36 protein-coding genes are annotated in these 23972 nt (G+C 59.6%); all 36 read right to left on the bottom strand.

The annotated features are described in order from the left end of the window. Positions 1-2 precede the first annotated feature (2 nt). Positions 3-1883 carry a protein-disulfide reductase DsbD gene (dsbD, locus tag ACLFKU_RS19985; protein WP_410850208.1) on the bottom strand — a complete coding sequence of 627 codons (1881 nt, stop codon included), beginning with the start codon at positions 1881-1883 and terminating at the stop codon, positions 3-5. After that, a complete protein-coding gene (gene cutA, locus ACLFKU_RS19980; RefSeq protein WP_410842521.1) occupies positions 1876-2208 on the bottom strand; it encodes a divalent-cation tolerance protein CutA in 333 nt (110 codons plus the stop codon). The genes dsbD and cutA overlap by 8 nt, the downstream gene beginning before the upstream one ends. 190 nt (positions 2209-2398) lie before the next feature. Beyond that, a complete protein-coding gene (gene rplQ / locus ACLFKU_RS19975; protein WP_013090750.1) occupies positions 2399-2791 on the bottom strand; it encodes a 50S ribosomal protein L17 in 393 nt (130 codons plus the stop codon). Positions 2792-2982: 191 nt separating this feature from the next. After that, positions 2983-3960: a DNA-directed RNA polymerase subunit alpha gene (locus ACLFKU_RS19970; protein ID WP_040050462.1), complete on the bottom strand. Its 978-nt coding sequence runs from the start codon at positions 3958-3960 to the stop codon at positions 2983-2985. Between the two features lie 124 nt (positions 3961-4084). Next, entirely contained in the window at positions 4085-4708 is a 624-nt protein-coding gene (rpsD, locus tag ACLFKU_RS19965) for a 30S ribosomal protein S4 (protein WP_013090752.1), read from the bottom strand. Positions 4709-4855: 147 nt separating this feature from the next. Further along, positions 4856-5260: a 30S ribosomal protein S11 gene (gene rpsK, locus ACLFKU_RS19960; RefSeq protein ID WP_006052224.1), complete on the bottom strand. Its 405-nt coding sequence runs from the start codon at positions 5258-5260 to the stop codon at positions 4856-4858. 28 nt (positions 5261-5288) lie between these two features. Beyond that, complete coding sequence (rpsM, locus tag ACLFKU_RS19955) at positions 5289-5654, bottom strand: 30S ribosomal protein S13 (protein WP_008923332.1); 366 nt, start codon at positions 5652-5654, stop codon at positions 5289-5291. 41 nt (positions 5655-5695) lie between these two features. Beyond that, positions 5696-5812 carry a 50S ribosomal protein L36 gene (gene rpmJ, locus ACLFKU_RS19950; RefSeq protein WP_004199844.1) on the bottom strand — a complete coding sequence of 39 codons (117 nt, stop codon included), beginning with the start codon at positions 5810-5812 and terminating at the stop codon, positions 5696-5698. 20 nt (positions 5813-5832) lie between these two features. Then, entirely contained in the window at positions 5833-6051 is a 219-nt protein-coding gene (infA, locus tag ACLFKU_RS19945; RefSeq protein ID WP_004521905.1) for a translation initiation factor IF-1, read from the bottom strand. 8 nt (positions 6052-6059) lie between these two features. After that, complete coding sequence (gene secY, locus ACLFKU_RS19940) at positions 6060-7406, bottom strand: preprotein translocase subunit SecY (protein ID WP_013090753.1); 1347 nt, start codon at positions 7404-7406, stop codon at positions 6060-6062. Between the two features lie 46 nt (positions 7407-7452). Further along, on the bottom strand, positions 7453-7887 hold the full coding sequence (rplO, locus tag ACLFKU_RS19935) for a 50S ribosomal protein L15 (RefSeq protein WP_368584393.1): 435 nt from the start codon (positions 7885-7887) through the stop codon (positions 7453-7455). Positions 7888-7916: 29 nt separating this feature from the next. Beyond that, a complete protein-coding gene (rpmD, locus tag ACLFKU_RS19930) occupies positions 7917-8099 on the bottom strand; it encodes a 50S ribosomal protein L30 (protein ID WP_008923335.1) in 183 nt (60 codons plus the stop codon). 11 nt (positions 8100-8110) lie between these two features. Next, positions 8111-8629 carry a 30S ribosomal protein S5 gene (rpsE, locus tag ACLFKU_RS19925; RefSeq protein ID WP_004197945.1) on the bottom strand — a complete coding sequence of 173 codons (519 nt, stop codon included), beginning with the start codon at positions 8627-8629 and terminating at the stop codon, positions 8111-8113. A 14-nt stretch (positions 8630-8643) separates the two neighbouring features. Then, positions 8644-9009, bottom strand: coding sequence for a 50S ribosomal protein L18 (gene rplR / locus ACLFKU_RS19920; RefSeq protein ID WP_008923336.1), 366 nt, complete (start codon positions 9007-9009; stop codon positions 8644-8646). A gap of 12 nt (positions 9010-9021) precedes the next feature. Next, positions 9022-9552, bottom strand: coding sequence for a 50S ribosomal protein L6 (gene rplF / locus ACLFKU_RS19915; protein ID WP_368584394.1), 531 nt, complete (start codon positions 9550-9552; stop codon positions 9022-9024). Between the two features lie 18 nt (positions 9553-9570). Further along, positions 9571-9966, bottom strand: a complete 396-nt coding sequence (gene rpsH / locus ACLFKU_RS19910) for a 30S ribosomal protein S8 (protein ID WP_006052216.1) — start codon at positions 9964-9966, stop codon at positions 9571-9573. 14 nt (positions 9967-9980) lie between these two features. Further along, positions 9981-10286: a 30S ribosomal protein S14 gene (gene rpsN / locus ACLFKU_RS19905; RefSeq protein ID WP_090802162.1), complete on the bottom strand. Its 306-nt coding sequence runs from the start codon at positions 10284-10286 to the stop codon at positions 9981-9983. Between the two features lie 7 nt (positions 10287-10293). Then, positions 10294-10833 carry a 50S ribosomal protein L5 gene (gene rplE / locus ACLFKU_RS19900; RefSeq protein ID WP_008923339.1) on the bottom strand — a complete coding sequence of 180 codons (540 nt, stop codon included), beginning with the start codon at positions 10831-10833 and terminating at the stop codon, positions 10294-10296. A 16-nt stretch (positions 10834-10849) separates the two neighbouring features. Next, the gene (gene rplX / locus ACLFKU_RS19895; RefSeq protein WP_410850207.1) at positions 10850-11158 is read right to left on the bottom strand and encodes a 50S ribosomal protein L24; all 309 of its coding nucleotides are present in this window, start codon (positions 11156-11158) and stop codon (positions 10850-10852) included. A gap of 9 nt (positions 11159-11167) precedes the next feature. Then, complete coding sequence (rplN, locus tag ACLFKU_RS19890; protein WP_006998478.1) at positions 11168-11536, bottom strand: 50S ribosomal protein L14; 369 nt, start codon at positions 11534-11536, stop codon at positions 11168-11170. Positions 11537-11826: 290 nt separating this feature from the next. Continuing rightward, on the bottom strand, positions 11827-12099 hold the full coding sequence (rpsQ, locus tag ACLFKU_RS19885) for a 30S ribosomal protein S17 (protein ID WP_410850206.1): 273 nt from the start codon (positions 12097-12099) through the stop codon (positions 11827-11829). Continuing rightward, positions 12096-12290: a 50S ribosomal protein L29 gene (gene rpmC / locus ACLFKU_RS19880; protein ID WP_007180130.1), complete on the bottom strand. Its 195-nt coding sequence runs from the start codon at positions 12288-12290 to the stop codon at positions 12096-12098. The genes rpsQ and rpmC overlap by 4 nt, the downstream gene beginning before the upstream one ends. Positions 12291-12300: 10 nt before the next feature. Further along, complete coding sequence (gene rplP / locus ACLFKU_RS19875) at positions 12301-12717, bottom strand: 50S ribosomal protein L16 (RefSeq protein ID WP_008923342.1); 417 nt, start codon at positions 12715-12717, stop codon at positions 12301-12303. 2 nt (positions 12718-12719) lie between these two features. Continuing rightward, entirely contained in the window at positions 12720-13526 is an 807-nt protein-coding gene (gene rpsC / locus ACLFKU_RS19870; RefSeq protein WP_008923343.1) for a 30S ribosomal protein S3, read from the bottom strand. An 11-nt stretch (positions 13527-13537) separates the two neighbouring features. Then, complete coding sequence (gene rplV, locus ACLFKU_RS19865) at positions 13538-13867, bottom strand: 50S ribosomal protein L22 (RefSeq protein WP_007730533.1); 330 nt, start codon at positions 13865-13867, stop codon at positions 13538-13540. Between the two features lie 12 nt (positions 13868-13879). Next, on the bottom strand, positions 13880-14155 hold the full coding sequence (gene rpsS, locus ACLFKU_RS19860; RefSeq protein ID WP_006998484.1) for a 30S ribosomal protein S19: 276 nt from the start codon (positions 14153-14155) through the stop codon (positions 13880-13882). Positions 14156-14165: 10 nt separating this feature from the next. Then, on the bottom strand, positions 14166-14993 hold the full coding sequence (gene rplB / locus ACLFKU_RS19855) for a 50S ribosomal protein L2 (RefSeq protein ID WP_008923344.1): 828 nt from the start codon (positions 14991-14993) through the stop codon (positions 14166-14168). Positions 14994-14995: 2 nt separating this feature from the next. After that, entirely contained in the window at positions 14996-15310 is a 315-nt protein-coding gene (gene rplW / locus ACLFKU_RS19850) for a 50S ribosomal protein L23 (protein WP_008923345.1), read from the bottom strand. Then, entirely contained in the window at positions 15307-15927 is a 621-nt protein-coding gene (gene rplD / locus ACLFKU_RS19845; RefSeq protein ID WP_008923346.1) for a 50S ribosomal protein L4, read from the bottom strand. Before rplD ends, rplW begins: the two co-directional genes overlap by 4 nt. After that, positions 15927-16586, bottom strand: coding sequence for a 50S ribosomal protein L3 (rplC, locus tag ACLFKU_RS19840; protein ID WP_368584403.1), 660 nt, complete (start codon positions 16584-16586; stop codon positions 15927-15929). The genes rplD and rplC overlap by 1 nt, the downstream gene beginning before the upstream one ends. Positions 16587-16785: 199 nt before the next feature. Beyond that, positions 16786-17097 carry a 30S ribosomal protein S10 gene (gene rpsJ / locus ACLFKU_RS19835; protein ID WP_006998489.1) on the bottom strand — a complete coding sequence of 104 codons (312 nt, stop codon included), beginning with the start codon at positions 17095-17097 and terminating at the stop codon, positions 16786-16788. A 127-nt stretch (positions 17098-17224) separates the two neighbouring features. Then, positions 17225-18415, bottom strand: coding sequence for an elongation factor Tu (gene tuf / locus ACLFKU_RS19830; RefSeq protein WP_013090760.1), 1191 nt, complete (start codon positions 18413-18415; stop codon positions 17225-17227). A gap of 48 nt (positions 18416-18463) precedes the next feature. After that, complete coding sequence (gene fusA / locus ACLFKU_RS19825) at positions 18464-20566, bottom strand: elongation factor G (protein ID WP_368587865.1); 2103 nt, start codon at positions 20564-20566, stop codon at positions 18464-18466. Positions 20567-20699: 133 nt separating this feature from the next. Continuing rightward, the gene (gene rpsG / locus ACLFKU_RS19820; protein WP_006053291.1) at positions 20700-21170 is read right to left on the bottom strand and encodes a 30S ribosomal protein S7; all 471 of its coding nucleotides are present in this window, start codon (positions 21168-21170) and stop codon (positions 20700-20702) included. Positions 21171-21350: 180 nt separating this feature from the next. Beyond that, positions 21351-21731: a 30S ribosomal protein S12 gene (rpsL, locus tag ACLFKU_RS19815; protein ID WP_006053290.1), complete on the bottom strand. Its 381-nt coding sequence runs from the start codon at positions 21729-21731 to the stop codon at positions 21351-21353. 220 nt (positions 21732-21951) lie between these two features. Continuing rightward, complete coding sequence (recQ, locus tag ACLFKU_RS19810) at positions 21952-23799, bottom strand: DNA helicase RecQ (RefSeq protein WP_410850205.1); 1848 nt, start codon at positions 23797-23799, stop codon at positions 21952-21954. Positions 23800-23972: the final 173 nt, after the last annotated feature.

Raw genomic sequence — 23972 nt, 5'->3', positions numbered from 1 at the left:
GATTACACCCCCGACGCGCTCGCTCGATCCAGTGTGCGCAGGAATTTATCCGCCGATTCGTAGCCGACCACCCGCAGCACCTCCTTGCCATCCTGATCGAAGAAAATAATCCCCGGCGGCCCGAACAGGTTGAAGCGCTTGAGCAGCGCCTGATCGTCGGTATTGTTCGCAGTGACGTCGGCGCGCAGCAGATTCATCTGCTTCAGCTTCGCCTGAACGCGCGGGTCGCTGAAGGTGAATTTCTCCATTTCCCTGCAGCTCACGCACCAGTCCGCGTAAAAATCGAGCATGGCAGGCTGTGCCGCCGTTTTGACGGCCTGGTCAAGCTGCGCCGATGAACGAACCGGTGCGAACGTCAAATCGCTTTGCGACGCCGTTGCGGCCTCGCTAGAACCATCTTTCGCGATGCCCGCCTGACTGCCGGCGCGAGCAGCGAGCACGGCCAGCGGGCGCAGTGGGTCCGATGATCCCGCGGCGAGGCCAATCACAAGCGCGGCCGCCCAGACCGCCATCACGACGCCGACCGACCGGCCTAGCCGGTGCCATATCGAGCCACCCGCGGCCGACCTGGAAAACAGGCCGAGGGCGACCGCAGCGATCAGCAGCCAGAGGGCACTCAACAGCATCGTCGCCGGGCCGCCGAGCACCGGCCAAATGATCCACAGCGCCGCGGCAAGCAAAACCACGCCGAAAAACACCTTTACGCTGTCCATCCACTTGCCCGCGCGCGGCAGCAGCGTGCCCGCGCCGAGGCCGATGATCAGTAGCGGCAGCCCGAGGCCGATCCCCATCGAGAACAGCGCCGCGCCACCGAGCACGGCATTGCCGGTGTGCGCGATGAACGCGAGCACCGCGAAAAGCGGCGCGGTCATGCAGGCGCCGACAACCAGCGCCGACAGCGCGCCCATCACGGCGACCGCGGTAAATTTGCCGCCCGAGCGTCCCGCTGACACGCTCGACATCCGATCGCGCCAGCGCGGCGGCAGTTCGAGATCCACACCAGCGATCAGCAGCAGCGCGAAAATCGTCAGAAGGCCGCCGAACGCGCCGAGCACCCACGGGTTCTGCAGCCATGCGCCGAGACTCTGCCCGACGAGTGCCGCCGCGACGCCCAGCACCGTGTAGACGAGCGCCATCCCGATTACATATGCGAGCGACAGCGCAAAACCACGCCCACGTGTGACGCGCGCCCCCTCACCGATGATGATCGCAGACAGGATGGGAATCATCGGATACGAGCACGGCAGCAGGCTCAGAATTGCGCCCGCAACAAAATAAAGCCCTACGATCGCAAAGAAACCGCCTCGCTGTAGCAGCGTCTGCGCGTAGTCGGCGCTGGTCGCGCGTTCGTACCACGGCTCGTCCTCAGTGTGCGCGGATTGTTGCGCGGTTGGACCCGCTGCCGCGCCGCCAGCCGACTGCAGCGCCACGCCGCTCACGTGATAAACGCGCTCCATCGGGGGGTAGCAGATGCCAGCGTCGGCGCAGCCCTGCGACGTCACCGCGAGATCGAACGGTCCGGCAGCCTGCTTGACCGGAATATGAATCGTCAGCTCGTCGCGATACGTCTCGACATTCTTGTTGAATGTCTGATCGAACTTCACGTGACCGTCGGGCAGTTGAGGCTCGCCAAGCGTCGCTGTGCCATTCCGGGTCGCGAAAGCGAAGCGCTCGCGGTACATGTAGTAACCGTCCGCAATCTTGTAGGTGACGACGACTTGCCCAGGCTGCTCGGTCGCACTGAACCGGAATGCGACCGACGGGTCGAGGAAGTCGTCCGCGGCCCGTGCGAGCGTGGCGAGTTGCGCGAGGAACGCGCAGCCGAGCAGAAAGAATGCAGTGCGCAGCGCAGCGCGCGCGCGCTGGTCGAGACCATTAAACATGAAGAGGGCGTTGGGTTTCAGCAGTGATCCACTGGCCGTAGGCGGCCGAGGCCGTCGCTTGCCAGGAGAGTATTTCCGGCGTGTCGTAGGGATGGTGAGCCTGAAGGTATTGTTCCAGTTCGAGCGCGCGAGCGGCGCTGGTCTTGAACAGCAACTGGATTTCCTGCGCGGTTTCGATCGCGCCCTGCCAGTGATAGCTCGAATGCACGCTGCCCAGCTGCGTGACGCATGCACAAAGGCGCGCGGCGAGCGCGTCGGCGGCGAGCTTTTCCGCGACGGCCACATCCGGCACCGTCGTCAGCACCAAGGTCACATTCACACTCACACCAGGCTCCGGCGGCGCAGGATTTCGATCCCGATATCGTATCACCTGGCCATGTCGCCCCGCAGAGCGCCCCGCGGCGCGGCCGCGGCATTTGGTCACCGCGACACGGCTTTCGGCATCGATGAAAAAATCGCCGACAGAAACAAAAAAGCCAGGCGATGCGCCTGGCTTTTCGTCGAAACCAAAAAGCTTACTCAGCTTCTTGCACTTCCGTTTCTTCAACTTCCGGACGGTCGAGCAGTTCGACCAGTGCCATCGGCGCGTTGTCACCGACGCGGAAGCCGAACTTCAGCACGCGCAGGTAGCCGCCCGGACGGTTTGCGTAGCGCGGGCCGAGCACGTCGAACAGCTTCGTGACCGAGTCACGGTCGCGCAGGCGGTTGAAAGCCAGACGACGGTTTGCGAGCGACGGCTTCTTGCCGAGCGTGATCAACGGCTCGACGACTTTACGGAGTTCCTTCGCCTTCGGCAGGGTGGTCTTGATGACTTCGTGCTCGATCAGCGAGTTGGACATGTTACGGAGCATTGCCAGACGGTGGCTGCTCGTGCGGTTCAGTTTCCGCAGACCATGACGGTGACGCATGTTAATTCCTTCAGTTCAAAGTTTTGGTCCAGCTCTTCTATCGCACTCGTTCTGCAGCATTGGCAGCACACAGTGAGCGCACGGGCCGGTAGTTAAAAAAGACAAGACGCGGATTTTAAAGGAAAATCCGCGTCTTTGCCAGTCTAGTGCAGCAGTGCAATTCGCGGGTTACACCCGACCGAGTTGTCCGCTTACTTGTCGAGACCTGCCGGCGGCCAGTTCTCGAGCTTCATGCCGAGCGTCAGTCCGCGCGATGCCAGAACTTCCTTGATCTCATTCAGCGACTTGCGACCCAGATTCGGAGTCTTGAGCAGCTCGTTCTCGGTACGCTGGATCAGGTCGCCGATGTAGTAGATGTTCTCGGCCTTCAGGCAGTTCGCGGAACGAACCGTCAGTTCCAGATCGTCGACCGGGCGCAGCAGGATCGGATCGATCTGCGGTGCGCGCGACGGCGCTTCCGCCGCTGCTTCGGTGCCTTCCAGCGCCGCGAAGACCGACAGCTGATCGACCAGAATGCGCGCCGATTGGCGGATCGCTTCTTCCGGCGAAATCACACCGTTGGTTTCGATGTTCATCACGAGCTTGTCGAGGTCGGTGCGCTGCTCGACGCGAGCGCTTTCGACCGCGTAGCTCACGCGACGAACCGGCGAAAACGACGCGTCCAGCACGATTCGGCCGATGATCTTGGCCGACTCTTCACCGTAGCGACGCACATTGCCCGGCACATAGCCGCGGCCCTTTTCAATCTTAATCTGCACGTCGAGCTTGCCACCCTTCGACAGATGCGCAATCACGTGATCCGGATTGATTACTTCACAATCGTGTGCGAGTTCGATATCGCCGGCGGTAACCACGCCTTCGCCTTCCTTGCGCAGCGTAACCGTCACTTCGTCACGGTTATGCAGCTTGAAGACGACGCCCTTCAGGTTCAACAACAGGTTGACCACATCCTCTTGCACACCGTCGAGCGTCGAGTACTCGTGCACGACGCCTGCAATCGTCACCTCGGTCGGGGCATAGCCAACCATCGACGACAACAGCACGCGCCGAAGCGCGTTACCCAAGGTGTGGCCATAACCGCGTTCAAACGGTTCCATGACCACTTTCGCGTGGCTCTCGCCAAGCGATTCAACTGCAATGATCTTGGGCTTCAACAAACTGGTTTGCATAGGTTTTCCTTTTCAATACCCTCGGCTCGTTACACCGATAAGGCTGACCGGTAACAACCTGAAAATAAACAGCCGAGACGCCCCCTTGCGCAACGCAATCAGGGCGCCCCGGCCGTCAATCCGATTACCGCGAATACAATTCGACGATCAGGCTTTCGTTGATGTCGCCAGCGATGTCGCTGCGTTCCGGTTTCTGCTTGAACGTACCTTCGAACTTCTTCGCGTCGACCGCGACCCAGCTCGGCATGCCGCCTTGTTCAGCGAGCGACAACGCCTCGATGATGCGAGCCTGCTTGCGCTTCTGTTCGCGCACGGCGACGACGTCGCCAGCCTTGACTTGCATCGACGGGATGTTCGTCACGACGCCGTTCACCGTGATCGCCTTGTGGCCGACCAGCTGACGTGCTTCAGCACGCGTCGAGCCGAAGCCCATCCGATACACGACGTTGTCCAGACGCGACTCGAGCAGTTGCAGCAGGTTTTCACCCGTGTTGCCCTTCAGACGGTCTGCTTCAGCGAAGTAGCGACGGAACTGGCGCTCGAGGACACCGTAGATACGCTTTACTTTTTGCTTCTCGCGCAGCTGCGTGCCATAGTCGGACGTACGCGCGCCCGAGGTACGGCCGTGCTGGCCGGGCTTGCTGTCCAGCTTGCACTTGTCAGCGAGCGAGCGGCGTGCGCTCTTCAGGAAGAGGTCAGTGCCTTCACGGCGGGACAGCTTGGCCTTGGGGCCGATATAACGTGCCACGTTGATTCCTTCTGTGATTTATCACGCGAATGCTTCCACTCGCGCTAGTCCGAACCCTTTGGTTCGAACGGTGGGCTTAGTCATTTAAATAATGCGCGCAGCCCGCCGCCGCGCAAGGCGGCAACAGGCGCTCGCGAAACCGTCGTCTTAGATACGACGACGCTTCGGCGGACGGCAGCCGTTGTGCGGGACCGGCGTCACGTCGGAGATCGCGGTGATCTTGATCCCAAGACCATGCAACGCGCGCACCGCCGATTCGCGGCCAGGACCGGGGCCCTTGATCCGCACTTCGAGGTTCTTCACGCCGTATTCCATCGCCACGCGGCCAGCCGATTCAGCTGCGACCTGAGCTGCAAAAGGAGTCGACTTACGCGAACCCTTGAAGCCCTGACCACCCGACGTTGCCCAGGCAAGCGCGTTGCCTTGACGGTCGGTGATCGTGATGATGGTGTTGTTGAACGACGCGTGAACGTGAACCACGCCCTCGGCGACGTTCTTCTTGACCTTCTTGCGAACGCGTTGCGCCGCGGAGTTGTTCGAAGCCTTAGCCATTACGTTTTCCTGTAACTGTCAGTTCCGCTTACTTCTTCAGCGATTGCGCTGCACGACGCGGACCCTTGCGCGTACGGGCATTCGTACGCGTACGCTGGCCGCGCAGGGGTAGACCCTTACGATGCCGCACGCCACGATAGCAGCCGAGATCCATCAGGCGCTTGATGTTCATCGTCGTTTCACGGCGCAGATCGCCTTCAACGATGAACTTGCCGACTTCTTCACGCAGCTTTTCGAGGTCTGCGTCAGTCAGGTCTTTGACCTTCTTCGAAAATGCCACACCAGCAGCGACGCAAATGTCGCGCGAGCGCGTGCGACCGATACCGTAAATAGCCGTCAGGCCGATTTCAGTATGCTGGTGATTCGGGATGTTAACCCCTGCGATACGAGCCATTGTTTTTCCTCAAACAAAAAGCGCAAGCAAAAGCGCGGCGTTCAGCCTTGACGCTGTTTGTGGCGCGGATCAGAGCTGCAAATCACGCGCACAACGCCTTTGCGCTTGATGATCTTGCAATTGCGGCAAATGCGCTTAACCGATGCCATCACTTTCATGATATTACCCTTTTTTCAAATCACTTCGCCCGGAACACGATCCGCGCACGCGACAGATCGTAAGGCGTCAATTCAACCGTCACCTTGTCGCCCGGCAGGATTCGGATGTAGTGCATCCGCATCTTGCCGGATATGTGTCCCAACACGACATGGCCGTTTTCCAGCTTCACCCTGAAGGTAGCGTTAGGCAGGTTCTCAATTACTTCGCCCTGCATCTGGATCACATCGTCTTTGGCCATAAGTCCTTTCAACGCATCGGGACGCCGCCGCCTTTGAAATTAGCTTTCTTCAGCAGCGATTCATACTGTTGCGACATAACGTACGACTGCACCTGCGCCATGAAATCCATTGTGACGACGACAATGATCAGCAGCGACGTTCCACCAAAATAAAACGGCACGTTCCAGCGCAGCACCAGAAATTCGGGCAGCAGGCAAACGAACACGATGTAGATCGCACCGGCCAGCGTGAGACGCGTAAGGATGCGGTCGATATATCGCGCCGTTTGATCGCCCGGGCGGATGCCAGGGACGAAAGCGCCACTCTTTTTCAGGTTGTCGGCCGTTTCCCTGCTGTTGAACACCAATGCGGTGTAGAAGAAGCAGAAGAAAACGATCGCCAACGCGTACAGCAACACGTACACGGGTTGACCGGGCTTCAGGGCTTCGGCCACATTGTGCAACGTGTCTGCGAACCAGCTGGTACGCGAGCCCGAACTGAACCAGTTCAGGATAGTTGCCGGGAAGAGAATGATCGACGATGCGAAGATCGGCGGAATCACGCCCGACATGTTCAGCTTCAGCGGCAAATGAGAAGACTGGCCGCCGTAAATCTTGTTGCCTACCTGCCGCTTTGCGTAATTCACAAGAATCTTGCGCTGGCCGCGTTCGATGAACACCACCAGATACGTCACAGCCGCAATCAGCGCGACGACGATAATCGCCGAGATGATACTCATCGAGCCAGTTCGCACTAGTTCAAAGAGACCACCGATTGCGTTCGGGAAGCCCGCCGCAATACCGCCAAAAATGATGATCGAGATACCATTGCCAAGCCCGCGCTCCGTGATTTGCTCACCCAGCCACATCAGGAACATCGTGCCGGTCACAAGCGTCACGACCGTCGTCAACCGGAATACCATCCCCGGATCGATCACGAGGCCAGGCTGATTTTCCAGCGCCACGGCAATACCGAACGCCTGAAATGTCGCCAGCACGACCGTGAAGATCCGCGTGTATTGCGTAATCTTCCGCTGACCTGCCTGCCCTTCCTTTTTCAGCGCTTCGAGTTGCGGCGAGACAATCGCCAGCAACTGCATGATGATCGACGCCGAAATGTACGGCATGATCCCCAACGCGAAAATGGTGAACCGCGAAAGTGCGCCACCCGAGAACATGTTAAACATGCCAAGGATGCCGCCCGACTGGCTTTGGAACAGCTTCGCCAGTTGGTCCGGGTCAATACCCGGCACCGGAATATGCGCGCCGATGCGGTAGACGACCAGCGCCAGCAGCAGGAACACTGCTCGCCGACGCAGATCGCCAAACTTCGCCGCGCTGCGACCGGGTTTTGCGAGACTCGGGCTGTTAGCCAAGTACCTTCTCCGATGCAAATGCTAGTGACGGCAAATAACTTGCGCGTTACTCGGCAAACGAGCCACCGGCTGCTTCGATGGCAGCGCGTGCGCTCTTCGTCGCACCCAGACCCTTCACAACGACCTTGCGCTTGAGCTCGCCCGTCCCGATGATCTTGGCGCTACGGATCAGTTCGCCGACCAGGCCGGCTTGCTTGAGAGCCAGCAGATCGATTTCGTCGACCGGCAGCTTCTCCAGATCCGAGAGACGCACTTCACCGACGAATTCCTTCGTCAGCGAGGTGAAGCCACGCTTCGGCAGGCGACGTTGCAGTGGCATTTGACCGCCTTCGAAGCCAACCTTGTGAAAGCCGCCCGAACGCGACTTCTGACCCTTGTGACCACGGCCAGCGGTCTTGCCGAGGCCGGAGCCGATGCCGCGACCAACGCGACGCTTTGCGTGCTTCGCGCCTTCAGCCGGCTTCAGGTTATTCAATTCCATTATCAACTCCTTGAGTCCTGGTCAGCCGCTTAGCTGATGACCTTAACGAGGTACGAAACCTTGTTGATCATGCCGCGCACAGCCGGCGTATCCTGCAACTCGCTAACCGAGTTGAGTCGGCGCAGGCCCAAGCCACGCACCGTTGCGCGGTGCGATTCACGGGTGCCGATCAGGCTCTTGACGAGCTGGACCTTGACAGTTTTATCAGACATGGTGTCCACCTTTAGCCCAGAATTTCTTCGACGGACTTGCCGCGCTTCGCAGCGATGTCGGCCGGCGTGGACTGCTTGCGCAGGCCGTCGAGCGTCGCACGAACGAGGTTATACGGGTTCGTCGAACCGTGGCTCTTGGCCACGACGTTCTGCACGCCCATCACGTCGAACACTGCGCGCATCGGACCGCCAGCGATCACGCCGGTACCGTCCTTCGCCGGAGCGAGGAGAACCGTGGATGCGCCGTGCTTACCATGCACTTCGTGTTGCAGGGTACCGTTCTTCAGCGGCACCTTGAACATGTTGCGGCGAGCCTGTTCCATCGCCTTCTGGACAGCGACCGGCACTTCCTTCGCCTTGCCCTTGCCCATACCGACGCGGCCATCACCGTCGCCAACCACGGTCAGTGCAGCGAAGCCGAGAATACGGCCACCCTTCACGACCTTGGTCACGCGGTTGACCGAAATCATCTTTTCACGAAGGCCGTCGTCGCGTTCGTCAGCCTGAACTTTAGCTTGCATCTTTGCCATGACGAATTCTTCCCTTAGAACTTGAGTCCGGCTTCGCGCGCCGCATCAGCCAGCGCTTTCACGCGGCCGTGGTAACGGAAACCCGAACGGTCGAAGGCGACGGATTCGATGCCGGCAGCCTTAGCCTTTTCTGCAATGCGCTTGCCGATCAGGGTTGCAGCAGCAACGTTGCCGCCCTTGCCCGATTGATCGGCCAGTTGCGCACGCACTTCGGCTTCGAGCGTCGACGCGCTGGCGAGCACCTTGGTGCCGCACGGCGAGAACACTTGCGCATAGATGTGCGTGTTCGTGCGATGCACGGCGAGACGCGCGACCTGCAGCTCAGCGATCTTGATACGCGTCTGACGAGCGCGGCGCAGGCGAGATTGAGTCTTATCCATGATTGCGCACCCTTACTTCTTCTTCGTTTCTTTGAGGATCACAACCTCATCGGCGTAACGCACGCCCTTGCCCTTATAAGGCTCCGGCGGACGGTAGCCGCGCACTTCTGCAGCGACTTGACCGACTTGTTGCTTGTTGATCCCCTTGATCACGATTTCGGTTTGCGACGGGGTTTCTGCCTTGACGCCAGTCGGCATCTGGTGCACCACCGGGTGCGAGAAACCCAGCGACAAGTTCAGCTTGTCGCCTTGCGCCTGTGCGCGATAACCGACGCCAACCAGCGTCAGCTTGCGCTCGAAACCCTTCGTCACGCCGTACACCATGTTCGCAACCAGTGCGCGCATCGTGCCCGACATCGCATTCGCTTCGCGGCTTTCGTCGACCGGCTCGAACTTCAGCGTGCCGTTGTCGTTCACCACTTTCACGAGACTGTTGGCAGCCTGCGAAATCGTACCCAGCGGACCCTTGACAGTGATGCTGTCGGCGCTCAGGGCCACTTCCGCGCCTTGCAGCGCGATCGGGCTCTTACCTACTCGAGACATGTTTCTCTCCTTTCGGCCTTAAGCGACGTAGCAGATGACTTCGCCGCCAACGCCCGTTGCACGTGCCTTGCGGTCCGTCATCACGCCCTTGGGCGTCGATACGATTGCCACGCCCAGGCCATTCATGACCACGGGGATGTCGTTACGGCCGCGGTACACACGCAGACCAGGCTTCGAGACGCGTTCGATGCGCTCGATGACCGGGCGGCCAGCGTAATACTTCAACACGATGTTCAATTCCGACTTCGCACCTTCGGACTTCACTGCGAAATCGTCGATATAACCTTCGTCCTTCAGGACCTGCGCAATCGCAACCTTGACTTTCGACGAGGGCATAGTCACCGAAACCTTCTCGACCATCTGCGCATTGCGGATGCGAGTCAGCATATCGGCGATAGGATCACTCATGCTCATTTATGTTTCTCCTATTACCAGCTCGCCTTGGTCAGGCCAGGGATCTCGCCGCGGAACGCGATTTCACGAATCTTGTTACGCGCCAGGCCGAATTTACGGAACGTGCCGCGCGGACGACCGGTAATTGCGCAACGGTTGCGCTTACGGGTCGGGTTAGAGTTGCGCGGCAGTTGCTGCAGTTCCAGACGTGCTGCGTAATGCTCTTCTTCCGACTTGCTCGTGTCGCCAATGATTGCCTTCAGTGCAGCACGCTTGGGAGCGTACTTGGCGGCGAGGCGAGCACGCTTCTTTTCACGTTCGATCAGTGCCAGTTTAGCCACGGTAACCTCAGTTTCTGAACGGGAACTTGAAGCTGGCGAGCAGAGCCTTTGCTTCGTCGTCAGTCTTCGCAGTCGTCGTGATGCTGATGTTCAGCCCACGCAGTGCGTCGATCTTGTCGTAATCGATTTCGGGGAAAATGATCTGCTCTTTCACACCGATGTTGTAGTTGCCGCGACCATCGAACGCCTTACCCGACACGCCACGGAAGTCGCGCACACGGGGGAGCGCAACCGTCACGAAACGGTCGAGGAATTCGTACATTGCCTGACCACGCAGCGTGACCATGGCGCCGATCGGATAGCCCTGACGGATCTTGAAGCCAGCAATTGCCTTGCGTGCCTTCGTGATCACCGGCTTCTGGCCTGCGATCTTCGTCAGATCGCCAACGGCGTTTTCGATGATCTTCTTATCGGCGACGGCTTCGCCAAGACCCATGTTGAGGGTGATCTTGGTGATGCGAGGCACTTCCATCACGGACTTGTAACCGAACTTCTCGATGAGGCCGGGTACAACCTTTTCTTTGTAAAACTCTTGCAAACGAGCCATTTTTTACTCCGCAGCGTCAGGCGCTCAGCACGGCACCGGTCGTCTTCAGGAAACGGACTTTCTTGTCTCCTTCGACCTTGATGCCTACACGCGATGGGTTGCCATTCGCGTCGACCAATGCGACGTTCGAAATTTGCAGCGGCATCGTCTTGGCTTCCACGCCGCCCGTCGTACCCTTCATCGGGTTCGGCTTGACGTGCTTCTTGACGAGATTGATGCCCTCGACGGTCACGGTCTCGCCGTGAACGGCCAGCACAACGCCACGCTTGCCCTTATCTTTGCCGGTGATGACGATAACTTCGTCACCCTTGCGAATCTTGTTCATCGCGACTCCTTACAGCACTTCAGGCGCCAGCGAAACGATCTTCATGAATCGTTCGCTACGCAACTCGCGCGTGACTGGCCCGAAAATACGGGTGCCGATCGGTTCGAGCTTGGTGTTGAGCAACACAGCTGCATTGCCGTCGAACTTGATCAGCGAGCCGTCCTGACGGCGCACGCCCTTGGCGGTGCGAACCACCACGGCGTTGTAGATTTCGCCTTTCTTCACGCGCCCGCGCGGCGTTGCCTCTTTGACAGTCACCTTGATGATGTCGCCAATGCTGGCATAACGACGCTTCGAGCCGCCGAGCACCTTGATGCACATGACTTCACGTGCACCCGTGTTGTCGGCCACTTCAAGCCGAGTTTCGGTCTGGATCATGGTTTATCTTTCCCAACTTAATCCGGTCACACCACCATGGTGCTTCCCGGTCAGTCTTGGTCCCGTCAGCCGATCGGCTGCTTGGGTTAGAACAGCAGCGACGGCAAACGAAACCCGCCATCGCAATCCGGTGAATCCTTCGGCACAGGCTGGCGCCCGGACCGCTTCCCCCACCAACTTCGCCCGCGACGGGGCTCCCATAAAGAGGGAAGACCGAGATTATATCAAATAATCCCGGTCTTGCAAGCGAAACTTACTGCGATTTCAACTACTTCTACAGCTTTGCGACATTAGATGACGCGAGCAGCCTCGACCAGGCGAGCCACAACCCAAGCCTTCGTCTTCGAAATCGGACGAGTTTCCTGGATTTCAACGAGGTCACCCTCGTTGTACGAGTTCGCATCGTCATGCGCGTGGTACTTCTTCGAACGCACGACGTACTTGCCATAGATCGGGTGCTTCACGCGGTGCTCGACCAGCACGGTAACCGTCTTGTCCATCTTGTTGCTGACGACCTTGCCGACCAGCGTCCGCTTGAGCGAGGTTTTTACGCAATCGTTCATTTCTGGTTCGCCTTCTCAGTCAGGACGGTCCGCACACGTGCGATGTCGCGACGAACCTTCTTCAGTTGGCTCGTGTTCGTGAGCTGCTGGGTCGCGAGTTGCATGCGCAGGCCGAATTGCGCCTTCAACAGGTCCGACAGCTCCTTGTTGAGCGCGGCCTGATCTTTCTGGTGAAGTTCGGAAGCCTTCATCATTTGCTCCTTAGGCGCCGAGCTGACGTACGATAAACGTCGTCTTCAGCGGCAGCTTGGCTGCAGCCAGACGGAACGCTTCGCGCGCCAGTTCTTCGGTTACGCCGTCCATTTCGTACAGCATCTTGCCCGGTTGAATCTCAGCGACGTAGTACTCCGGGTTACCCTTACCGTTACCCATACGCACTTCCGCCGGCTTGGTCGAGATCGGCTTGTCCGGGAAGATCCGGATCCAGATGCGGCCACCGCGCTTGATGTGACGCGTCATTGCACGACGCGCCGCTTCAATCTGGCGCGCGGTCAGACGGCCGCGACCGACAGCCTTCAGGCCGAACTCACCGAACGACACCGCGTTGCCGCGGGTAGCAACGCCGGTGTTACGACCTTTCTGCTCTTTGCGATACTTTCTGCGTTTCGGTTGCAGCATCGTTATTCTCCAGTCTTCCCGTCGCCGCCGGCACCGCCAGTACGACGAGGAGCGCCACGGCGTGCACCTGCCGGGCCACCACCTTCACCATCACGACGCGGACGGCGATCGCCACCCGGACGTGCGTTGCGGCGCGGACGCTTTTCTTCAGCGACTTCTTCGACCACCGGTGCGTCATTGCGGCCGAGCGTATCGCCCTTATAGACCCACACCTTCACGCCGATGATGCCGTACGTCGTCTTTGCTTCCGACGTTGCGTAGTCGATATCTGCACGCAGCGTGTGAAGCGGCACGCGACCTTCGCGATACCATTCCGTGCGAGCGATTTCGATACCGTTCAGACGGCCTGCGCTCATGATCTTGATGCCTTGAGCACCCAGACGCATCGCGTTCTGCATCGCACGCTTCATCGCGCGACGGAACATGATCCGGCGCTCGAGCTGCTGCGTGATCGAATCAGCGATCAGTTGCGCGTCGGTTTCCGGCTTGCGAATTTCTTCAATGTTGACGTGAACCGGAACGCCCATACGCTTTTGCAGCTCGGACTTCAGCAGTTCGATGTCTTCACCCTTCTTACCGATCACGACACCCGGACGCGAGCTGAAAATCGTGATACGCGCGTTCTTTGCGGGACGCTCGATCACAACGCGGCCGACGGACGCGTTCTTCAGCTTCTTCTTCAGGTATTCACGAACACCGATGTCTTCCTGCAACATCGCCGCGAAATTGTTGTTGTTCGCGTACCAACGCGAAGCCCAATTGCGGCTGACGGCCAAACGGAAGCCAGTCGGATGAATTTTCTGTCCCATCGTATGACCCCTTAATTCCCGACCGTCACAGTGATGTGACAGGATTGCTTCTCGATGCGGTTACCACGGCCCTTGGCGCGCGCGGTAAAACGCTTCAGCGACGCTGCCTTGTCGACGTAGATGCTCGTGATCTTGAGCTCGTCGATATCGGCGCCTTCGTTGTGCTCCGCATTTGCGATCGCCGACAGCACGACCTTTTTCACGATTCCCGCAGCCTTCTTCGGCGAGAACGTCAGAACGTTCAGCGCCTTGTCGACCGGCAAACCGCGGATCTGGTCAGCCACAAGGCGCGTTTTTTGCGCCGAGATGCGGGCACCGCGATGAATTGCTTTCACTTCCATCTTGATTGCCCCTTATTTCTTGGCCTTCTTGTCGGCCGCGTGACCCTTGAACGTACGGGTCAGTGCGAACTCGCCAAGCTTGTGGCCGACCATGTTTTCCGTGACATACACCGGAACGTGTTGACGGCCGTTGTGCACGGCGATCGTCAGGCCGATGAAGTCCGGCAGGATCGTCGAGCGACGCGACCAGGTCTTGATCGGTTTCTTGTCACGCGATGCTGCAGCCGCCTCAACCTTCTTCAGCAAATGGGCGTCGCAGAACGGACCTTTCTTAATAGAACGTGCCATTGCCTACTCCTTAACGCTTGTGACGGCGCTGGACGATCATGCTCGTCGTGCGCTTGTTGCTGCGGGTGCGATAGCCCTTCGTCGGCGTGCCCCACGGGCTCACCGGATCGCGGCCTGCCGCAGTCTTGCCTTCGCCACCACCGTGCGGGTGGTCGACCGGGTTCATTGCAACGCCACGCACGGTCGGGCGGATGCCGCGCCAGCGGTTCGCGCCAGCCTTACCGATTTGACGGAGGCTGTGCTCTTCGTTGCCCACTTCACCGATCGTCGCGCGGCATTCAACGTGCACGCGGCGGATTTCGCCCGAACGCAGACGAACCTGCGCGTAGACGCCTTCGCGAGCAAGCAGCATCGCCGACGTGCCAGCCGAACGCGCCATTTGCGCGCCCTTGCCCGGCAGCATTTCGATGCAGTGAATGGTCGTACCGACCGGAATGTTGCGGATCGGCAGCGTGTTACCTGCGCGGATCGGTGCTTCCGAACCCGACATCAGTTGCTGACCGACGGTGACACCCTTCGGAGCGATGATGTAGCGGCGCTCGCCGTCCGCGTACAGAACCAGCGCGATGTTCGCGCTACGGTTCGGGTCGTACTCAAGACGCTCGACCTTTGCCGGAATACCATCCTTCGTGCGACGGAAGTCGACGACACGATAGTGATGCTTGTGACCACCACCCTTGTGACGCGTGGTGATGTGCCCGTTGTTGTTACGGCCGGCAGTCGACGACTGCGTGTCGAGCAGTGCCGCAAACGGCTTGCCCTTGTGCAGTTCTTTGTTGACCACCTTGACCATCGCGCGGCGGCCCGGCGAAGTCGGCTTAACTTTCACGATTGCCATGATTACTTGGCCTCCGCTTCAAAGTTGATTTCCTGGCCGGGCTTCAGGCAGACATACGCCTTCTTCACGTCCTTGCGCTTGCCCATGAAGCGACCAAAGCGCTTGGCTTTGCCCTTCGCGACCAGCACATTGACGGAATCAACTTCCACCTTGAACAGCAGCTCGACCGCAGCTTTCACTTCCTGCTTCGTGGCATCCGGCGCGACTTCGAACACTACCTGCTCGTTCTTGTCGGCAACCAGCGTCGCCTTTTCGGAGACCACCGGCGCGAGCAGGACCTGCATCAAACGATGATCGTTCTTGCGAATCTCGCTCATGACAGCAACTCCTCGATCTGGGCGACCGCAGCCTTCGTGATCAGGACCTTCTTGAAGTAGATCAGCGACAGCGGGTCGGCGTAACGCGGCTCGACAACCGCCACGTGGGCGAGGTTGCGCGACGCGAGGTACAGGTTTTCGTCAACCGTGTCGGTAATCACCAGCACGGAGTCGAGACCCATCGCCTTGAATTTTTCGGCCAGCAGCTTCGTCTTCGGCGCTTCGAGCGTCAGCTCGTCGACCACCGAAATGCGGCCTTCGCGGGCCAGCTGCGAGAAGATCGAGCAGAGACCTGCGCGATGCATCTTCTTGTTGACCTTGTGCGAAAAGTTTTCTTCCGGCGAATTCGGGAAGATACGGCCACCGCCGCGCCACAGCGGGCTCGACGACATACCGGCACGAGCCCGGCCCGTACCCTTCTGGCGCCACGGCTTCTTGGTCGTGTGCTTGACCTGCTCACGATCCTTCTGCGCGCGATTGCCGCTACGTGCATTCGCCTGGTACGCAACCACCACCTGGTGAATCAGGGCTTCGTTGTAATCGCGGCCGAACACGACGTCCGACGCGCTAACGCCCGCACCTTCCTGACCATTGGCATTCAGGAGCTTAAGTTCCATTATTTCGCTCCTTTCACGGCACGCGTCTTCACGGCCGGCGTAACGAATACCTTGCCACCCTTCGCACCCGGAACGGCGCCCTTGACCAGCAGCAGCTTGCGGTCAGCGTCGATACGAGCGATTTCGAGGTTTTGCACCGTTACCTTCTCATCACCCATATGACCGGTCATGCGCTTACCCGGGAAAACACGACCCGGATCCTGCGCCATACCGATCGAGCCCGGCACGTTGTGCGAGCGCGAGTTACCGTGCGATGCACGGCCAGACGAGAAGTTGTAACGCTTGATGGTACCGGCGTAGCCCTTACCGATCGACACACCTTGCACGTCGACCTTCTGGCCCACTTCGAACAACTCGGGACCAACCACAGTGCCGTTCGACAGTTCGGCAGCCTTAGCGGCATCGACCTGGAATTCTTTGAGGATTTCGCCGGCTTGAACGCCAGCTTTGGCGAGATGACCTGCCAACGGCTTCGTCACGCGCGACGCACGGCGCGTACCGAAGGCAACCTGCACGGCGGTGTAGCCGTCGGTTTCAACAGTCTTGATCTGCGTCACGCGGTTGTCGGACACGTCCAGCACGGTGACGGGAATCGAATCCCCTTCAGCCGTGAAGATACGGGTCATGCCAACCTTGCGACCTACGAGTCCAAGGCTCATCGTTTTCTCCATTCCCGACTGCGATTGGTCGGGGCTAATTTACAAAATGTCGGCGCCGTTTCGGACATGAGACCATGCTGCGGCACGCCGACTTTTTACGCAAATGCGCGAAAAGCTCACTAGTATAGCGAGCCTTTTCGTTTTCCGCAAGCAATCAAAGACTTAGCGGTGTCCGGATCGCCGGACAACGGCTGAAGCCTTATTGCAGCTTGATTTCAACGTCCACGCCAGCCGGCAGATCAAGCTTCATGAGCGCGTCAACGGTCTTGTCCGTTGGGTCGACGATGTCCATCAGACGCTGGTGCGTGCGGATTTCGAGCTGATCGCGCGACGTCTTGTTGACGTGCGGCGAACGCAGGATGTCGAAGCGTTGAATGCGGGTCGGCAGGGGCACCGGGCCACGAACGATTGCGCCAGTCCGCTTTGCCGTGTCGACGATTTCGGCTGCCGATTGATCGATCAGGCGATAGTCGAAAGCCTTCAGGCGAATGCGGATTTTCTGGTTCTGCATGACAAATTCCTTAGAAAGAGCGAGGCGGTATTGCACCGCCGAATAGAAAAAGAACGTAGGCTCGGGCGCTGGCGGAGAGCGAGCGCCCGAGCCCGGGCGCTAGATACTGCTACAGCACTCTACGATTTTACTCGATGATCTTTGCGACGACACCAGCGCCGACCGTACGGCCACCTTCGCGGATTGCGAAGCGGAGGCCTTCTTCCATCGCGATCGGGTTGATCAGCTTCACCGTGATCGACACGTTGTCGCCCGGCATCACCATTTCCTTGTCCTTCGGCAGCTCGATCGAGCCCGTCACGTCGGTCGTACGGAAGTAGAACTGCGGACGGTAGTTGTTGAAGAACGGCGTGTGGCGGCCGCCTTCGTCCTTGCTGAGCACGTACACTTCAGCCGTGAAGTGGGTGTGCGGGTTGATCGAACCCGGCTTGGCCAGAACCTGACCACGCTCCACGTCTTCACGCTTCGTGCCGCGCAGCAGGATACCAACGTTGTCGCCGGCCTGACCCTGGTCGAGCAGCTTGCGGAACATTTCCACGCCCGTGCAGGTCGTCTTGGCCGTTGCCCGGATACCGACGATCTCGATTTCCTCGCCGACCTTGATCACGCCACGCTCGACGCGGCCCGTCACCACCGTGCCACGACCCGAGATCGAGAACACGTCTTCCACCGGCATCAGGAACGAACCGTCAACCGCGCGCTCCGGCGTCGGGATGTACGTGTCCAGCGCGTCGGCCAGGTTCATGATCGCCACTTCGCCCAGCTCGCCCTTGTCGCCTTCCAGCGCCAGCTTGGCCGAACCCTTGATGATCGGCGTGTCGTCGCCCGGGAAGTCGTACTTCGACAGAAGTTCGCGCACTTCCATCTCGACGAGCTCCAGCAGCTCGGCGTCGTCCACCATGTCGCACTTGTTCAGGAACACGATGATGTACGGAACGCCAACCTGACGCGCCAGCAGGATGTGCTCACGCGTTTGCGGCATCGGGCCGTCAGCAGCCGAGCACACCAGGATCGCGCCGTCCATCTGTGCCGCGCCCGTGATCATGTTCTTCACGTAGTCAGCGTGGCCCGGGCAGTCGACGTGTGCGTAGTGGCGGTTAGCCGTTTCGTACTCGACGTGCGCGGTATTGATGGTAATGCCACGTGCCTTTTCTTCCGGCGCCGCGTCGATCTGGTCGTAGGCCTTCGCCTCGCCGCCAAACTTCTGCGTCAGAACCGTCGTGATCGCTGCCGTCAGCGTGGTCTTGCCGTGGTCAACGTGACCGATCGTGCCCACGTTCACGTGCGGCTTGGTCCGTTCGAATTTACCTTTAGCCATGTTTCTCTTCTTTCAGTAAGTTAATCGTTGAATGACTTTGCCGCGCGATTACTTCGACTTCGCGTTGATGATCGCTTCCGACACGTTACGCGGAGCTTCAGCGTAGTGCTTGAACTCCATCGTGTACGTTGCACGACCCTGCGTCAGCGAACGCAGCGACGTCGAGTAGCCGAACATTTCCGACAGCGGCACTTCGGCGCGAACGATCTTGCCGCCACCAACCATGTCTTCCATGCCCTGAACGATACCGCGACGGCCCGACAGGTCGCCCATCACGTTGCCCATGTAATCTTCCGGCGTTTCGACTTCTACAGCCATCATCGGTTCGAGGATGACCGGGCTTGCCTTACGCATTGCTTCCTTGAACGCCATCGAACCGGCCATGCGGAACGCATTTTCGTTCGAGTCAACGTCGTGATACGAACCGAACGTCAGGTGAACCTTAACGTCAACGACCGGGAAGCCTGCCAGCACGCCAGCCTTCAGCGTTTCCTGGATACCCTTGTCGACTGCCGGAATGTATTCGCGCGGAATCACGCCGCCCTTGATCTCGTCGAGGAATTCGTAACCCTTGCCTTGTTCGTTCGGCTCGAGCGTGATGACTGCGTGACCGTACTGACCGCGGCCGCCCGACTGCTTGACGAACTTGCCGTCAACGTCAGCCGCCGTGCTGCGGATCGTTTCGCGGTAAGCCACCTGCGGCTTGCCGACGGTCGCTTCCACGCCGAATTCACGCTTCATCCGGTCGACCAGAATTTCGAGGTGCAGTTCGCCCATACCCGAAATGATCGTTTGACCCGATTCTTCGTCCGTCTGAACGCGGAACGACGGATCTTCCTGAGCCAGGCGGTTCAGTGCCAGACCCATCTTTTCCTGGTCAGCCTTGGTCTTCGGCTCGACAGCCTGCGAAATCACCGGCTCCGGGAAAATCATGCGTTCGAGCACGATCGGGTTCTGCGGATCGCACAGCGTGTCGCCCGTGGTCGCCTCTTTCAGGCCGACCGCAGCAGCGATGTCGCCAGCGCGCACTTCCTTGATTTCTTCGCGCTGGTTCGCGTGCATCTGCAGAATACGACCCAGACGTTCCTTCTTGTCTTTGGTCGCGTTCAGCACCGTGTCGCCCGAATTGACGACGCCCGAGTACACACGGAAGAAGATCAGCTGGCCGACGAACGGGTCGGTCATGATCTTAAATGCCAGTGCCGAGAACTTTTCGTCGTCGGCCGCGCGGCGCTCAGCCTTTTCACCGTTTTCCAGTTCGCCGGTAACCGGCGGAATGTCGATCGGCGACGGCAGGAAGTCGAGCACGGCGTCCAGCATGCGCTGCACACCCTTGTTCTTGAACGCGGTGCCGCACAGCATCGGCTGGATTTCACAAGCGATCGTACGGTCGCGCAGACCCTTGATGATTTCCTCTTCGGTCAGCTCACCTGACTCGAGGTACTTGTTCATCATGTCTTCGTTCGCCTCAGCCGCAGCCTCGACCATCTTTTCACGCCATTCGTTGCACGTGTCGACGAGTTCTGCCGGGATGTCTTCGTACGAGAACTTGGTGCCTTGGGACGCGTCGTCCCAAATGATCGCCTTCATCTTCAACAGATCGACGACGCCCGTGAAGTTCTCTTCCGCGCCAATAGGCACGACGACCGGAACGGGGTTCGCCTTAAGACGCAGCTTGAGCTGGTCGTAGACCTTGAAGAAGTTCGCGCCGGTACGGTCCATCTTGTTGATGAACGCGAGACGGGGGACCTTGTACTTGTTAGCCTGACGCCACACGGTTTCCGACTGGGGCTGCACGCCGCCCACAGCGCAGTACACCATGCACGCGCCATCGAGCACACGCATCGAGCGCTCGACTTCGATCGTGAAGTCGACGTGGCCCGGGGTGTCGATGATGTTGATACGGTGTTCGGCGCGGTCGCCCGCCATGCCCTTCCAGAATGCCGTGGTAGCAGCGGAAGTAATCGTGATGCCGCGTTCCTGTTCCTGCTCCATCCAGTCCATGGTGGCAGCGCCGTCGTGAACTTCACCAATCTTGTGGTTCACGCCCGTGTAGAACAGAATGCGCTCGGTCGTCGTCGTTTTGCCGGCGTCGATGTGAGCGCTAATACCGATGTTACGGTAGCGCTCGATAGGAGTCTTGCGAGCCACTTTGATCCTCTATTGGGATGACGCGATGCGTGAGATGCCCATCGCGCTGTAACACAAACGGGCGAGGCGCCTTTGAAGCGCACCCGCCCGGAATTTCTTTCCGCTTTTCCGCTAAACCCGGGGTCGGGAAAGCTTAAAAACGGAAGTGCGAGAACGCCTTGTTGGCTTCTGCCATCCGGTGAACTTCGTCGCGCTTCTTCATCGCGCCGCCACGGCCTTCGGCCGCTTCGGAGAGTTCACCTGCCAGACGCAGGGCCATCGACTTCTCGCTGCGCTTCTTCGCGGCTTCACGCAGCCAACGCATCGCCAATGCCATACGACGCGACGGGCGCACTTCGACCGGAACCTGATAGTTCGCACCACCAACGCGGCGGCTCTTCACTTCGACCACCGGCTTGACGTTGTTGAGCGCCACCGTGAACACTTCCAGCGGGTCCTTGCCACCCTTGGTCTGGATCTGTTCGAAAGCGCCGTACACGATACGCTCGGCAACCGACTTCTTGCCGGAGAGCATCAGCACGTTCATAAATTTTGCTACATCAACGTTGCCGAACTTCGGATCCGGCAACACTTCCCGCTTGGGGACTTCGCGACGACGCGGCATGTTTCTTCCTTTACTTTTCAGTTGGAGCTGCTTGCAGCCCCGCGGCCACCAACTAACCCGATTCATCCGTAAGACTAACCAGCCTGGTCGGGTGACCACTTACTCGACAGCACCGGCGATTCCGGCACCATCGCTATTACCGCCTTTGCAGGCGACCTGAAACTACGATTGACCGACTAATTACTTGCCAGCCTTAGCACGCTTCGCACCATACTTCGAGCGAGCCTGCTTACGGTCCTTGACGCCCTGGGTATCCAGCGAGCCACGAACCATGTGGTAACGCACACCCGGCAAGTCCTTCACACGGCCGCCGCGAATCAGCACGACCGAGTGTTCCTGCAAGTTGTGGCCTTCACCACCGATGTACGAAATGACTTCGAAGCCATTCGTCAGACGAACCTTGGCGACCTTACGGAGTGCCGAGTTCGGCTTCTTCGGCGTCGTGGTGTACACACGGGTGCACACGCCGCGACGCTGGGGGCAGTCCTGCAAAGCCGGGCTCTTGCTCTTCGTCGTTTCCGACGTGCGGCCTTTGCGAACCAGTTGATTGATGGTTGGCATTGTTTATTCCTGAAATTGAACAAAATCGACGCATCTGTTTCCGGGCAAAGCGGAAACGCCTGCGCATCGAACTTCCGGTTGGCCTACCTACGCACGAACTGAATCCGCGCGCACGCATCCCAAGAACCGGAACCTAGCATAATATTCCGAAAATACTAAGGGAGTCAACAGGTTGCGATGTTTCGCATCGCTGTCAATCCGGCGAAATAGCCAGATGGGGTCAGTCGGCCGCTACGACGTTCAGCAGTTCGTAACCGAAACGGTCGAGTTTACGGGCGCCCATGCCTGGAATCCCACGCAGATCTTCGATCGAATCGGGGCCGAGACGGGCAATTTCCGCAAGCGTCGCGTCATGGAAAATCACATAAGCCGGCACGCCGTCGCTCTTCGCGGTTTCGGTGCGCCACATGCGTAGACGCTCCCAGCGGGCCCGCTCGCGAGGGCCCATCCCAATGGTCGGATCGGCGCGTTCGCTCGTGCGCCCCGACGATTGACGCGTGCGTGTGGGCTTGACGTAGCGCCGCATCGTCACCTTCTGCTCGCCCTTGAGCACCGGCTTGCTCGCCTCCGTGAGCACGAGCGAACCGAAGCCCTCGTGGTCGACCGTCAGGTAGCCGAATGCGACAAGCTGACGGAAGATCGCGCGCCATTCCGGCTCACCGAGCGCCGCGCCAATCCCAAACGTGGTCAGCTTCTCGTGCCCGCGCTGCAGGATTTTCTCGCTGCGGTTGCCGCGCAAAATGTCGATCAAGTGTCCGGCGCCGAAATGAAAGCCGCTCGCACGCTGCGCGCGAAACACGCACGACAGCGCCATCTGCGCCTCGCGCGTCGCATCCCAGGTCGGAGGCGGCTCGAGGCAGTTGTCGCAGTTTCCGCACGGTTGGCTCGTTTCGCCGAAGTACGCGAGCAGGCGCACCCGCCGGCATGTCGCCGTTTCGCACAAACCGAGCAACGCATCGAGCTTGCCGGTCTGGACGCGCTTGTGGGCGTCATCGGCTTCGGATTCGTCGATCATCTTGCGCTGCTGCACGACGTCGCCGAGCCCGTAGGCCATCCACGCATTCGACGGTAGGCCGTCGCGGCCCGCCCGGCCGGTCTCCTGGTAGTACCCTTCCACGCTCTTTGGCAAATCCAGATGCGCGACGAACCGCACATCGGGTTTGTCGATGCCCATGCCGAACGCAATCGTCGCGCACATCACGATGCCTTCCTCGCGCTGGAACATTTCCTGATGCTTCTGGCGCACTTCGAATTCCATGCCGGCGTGGTATGGCAGCGCGCGCATGCCCTTTTCCTTCAACCACTCCGCGGTCTCCTCGACCTTGCGGCGCGACAGGCAATAGACGACGCCCGCGTCGGTCGTGCCGTCGGCCCTCGTGTGCTCGGCGCGGATGAAGTCGAGCAGCTGCGTGCGCGCGTTGTCTTTTTCAGCGATGCGATAGCGGATGTTCGGCCGATCGAAACTCGACACGAACACGCGCGCGTCCTCGAGCGCGAGACGGTGAATGATTTCGTCGCGCGTGATCGCGTCGGCGGTCGCCGTCAGCGCGATGCGCGGCACATTAGGAAAGCGCTCGTGCAGTACCGACAGCTGGATATATTCGGGCCGGAAATCGTGTCCCCATTGCGACACACAGTGCGCTTCGTCGATCGCGAAAAGGCCGATGCGCGTGCGCTCGAGCAGTTCCTGGAAGCGCGACGTCATCAGTCGCTCCGGAGCGACGTAGAGCAGATCTATCTCGCCGTCGCGAAGCGCCCGTTCGGTGGCCATCGCCTCCGAGCTCGACAGCGTCGAATTCAGATACGCGGCCCGCACGCCGACTTCGGTCAACGCGGCCACCTGATCCTGCATCAGCGCGATCAGCGGCGACACCACGATGCCGGTGCCAAAGCCGCGTTCGCGCCGCACTAGCGACGGAATCTGATAGCACAGCGATTTGCCGCCGCCCGTCGGCATCAGCACGAGGCAATCGCCGCCATCGGCGACGTGCTCGACAATTTCGCCCTGCTGCCCTCTGAACGCGGGATAACCAAAGACTTCGTTGAGGATTTCGAGCGGACGGGACATGTATTTGACAGAGACGGCGAAGGGAACGGCACGCAGGCGGTGAGACGAATTTTACCAACGCATTTGCGCCGCGCCCGCGCTTTGCGACAACCGTGGCCATCCGGCCTAGGGGTGCTCCCGCGCATGGCGCCGATGCACGCGCAAAAAATGAGCAAAAAAAAGCCGCTCAGTCG

This window comes from Paraburkholderia sp. EG304, assembly GCF_046543485.1.
Taxonomy (GTDB): Bacteria; Pseudomonadota; Gammaproteobacteria; order Burkholderiales; family Burkholderiaceae; genus Paraburkholderia; species Paraburkholderia youngii.
Note: the sequence above shows the minus strand (reverse complement) of the source record. Positions and strands in the feature narration are given on the sequence as shown.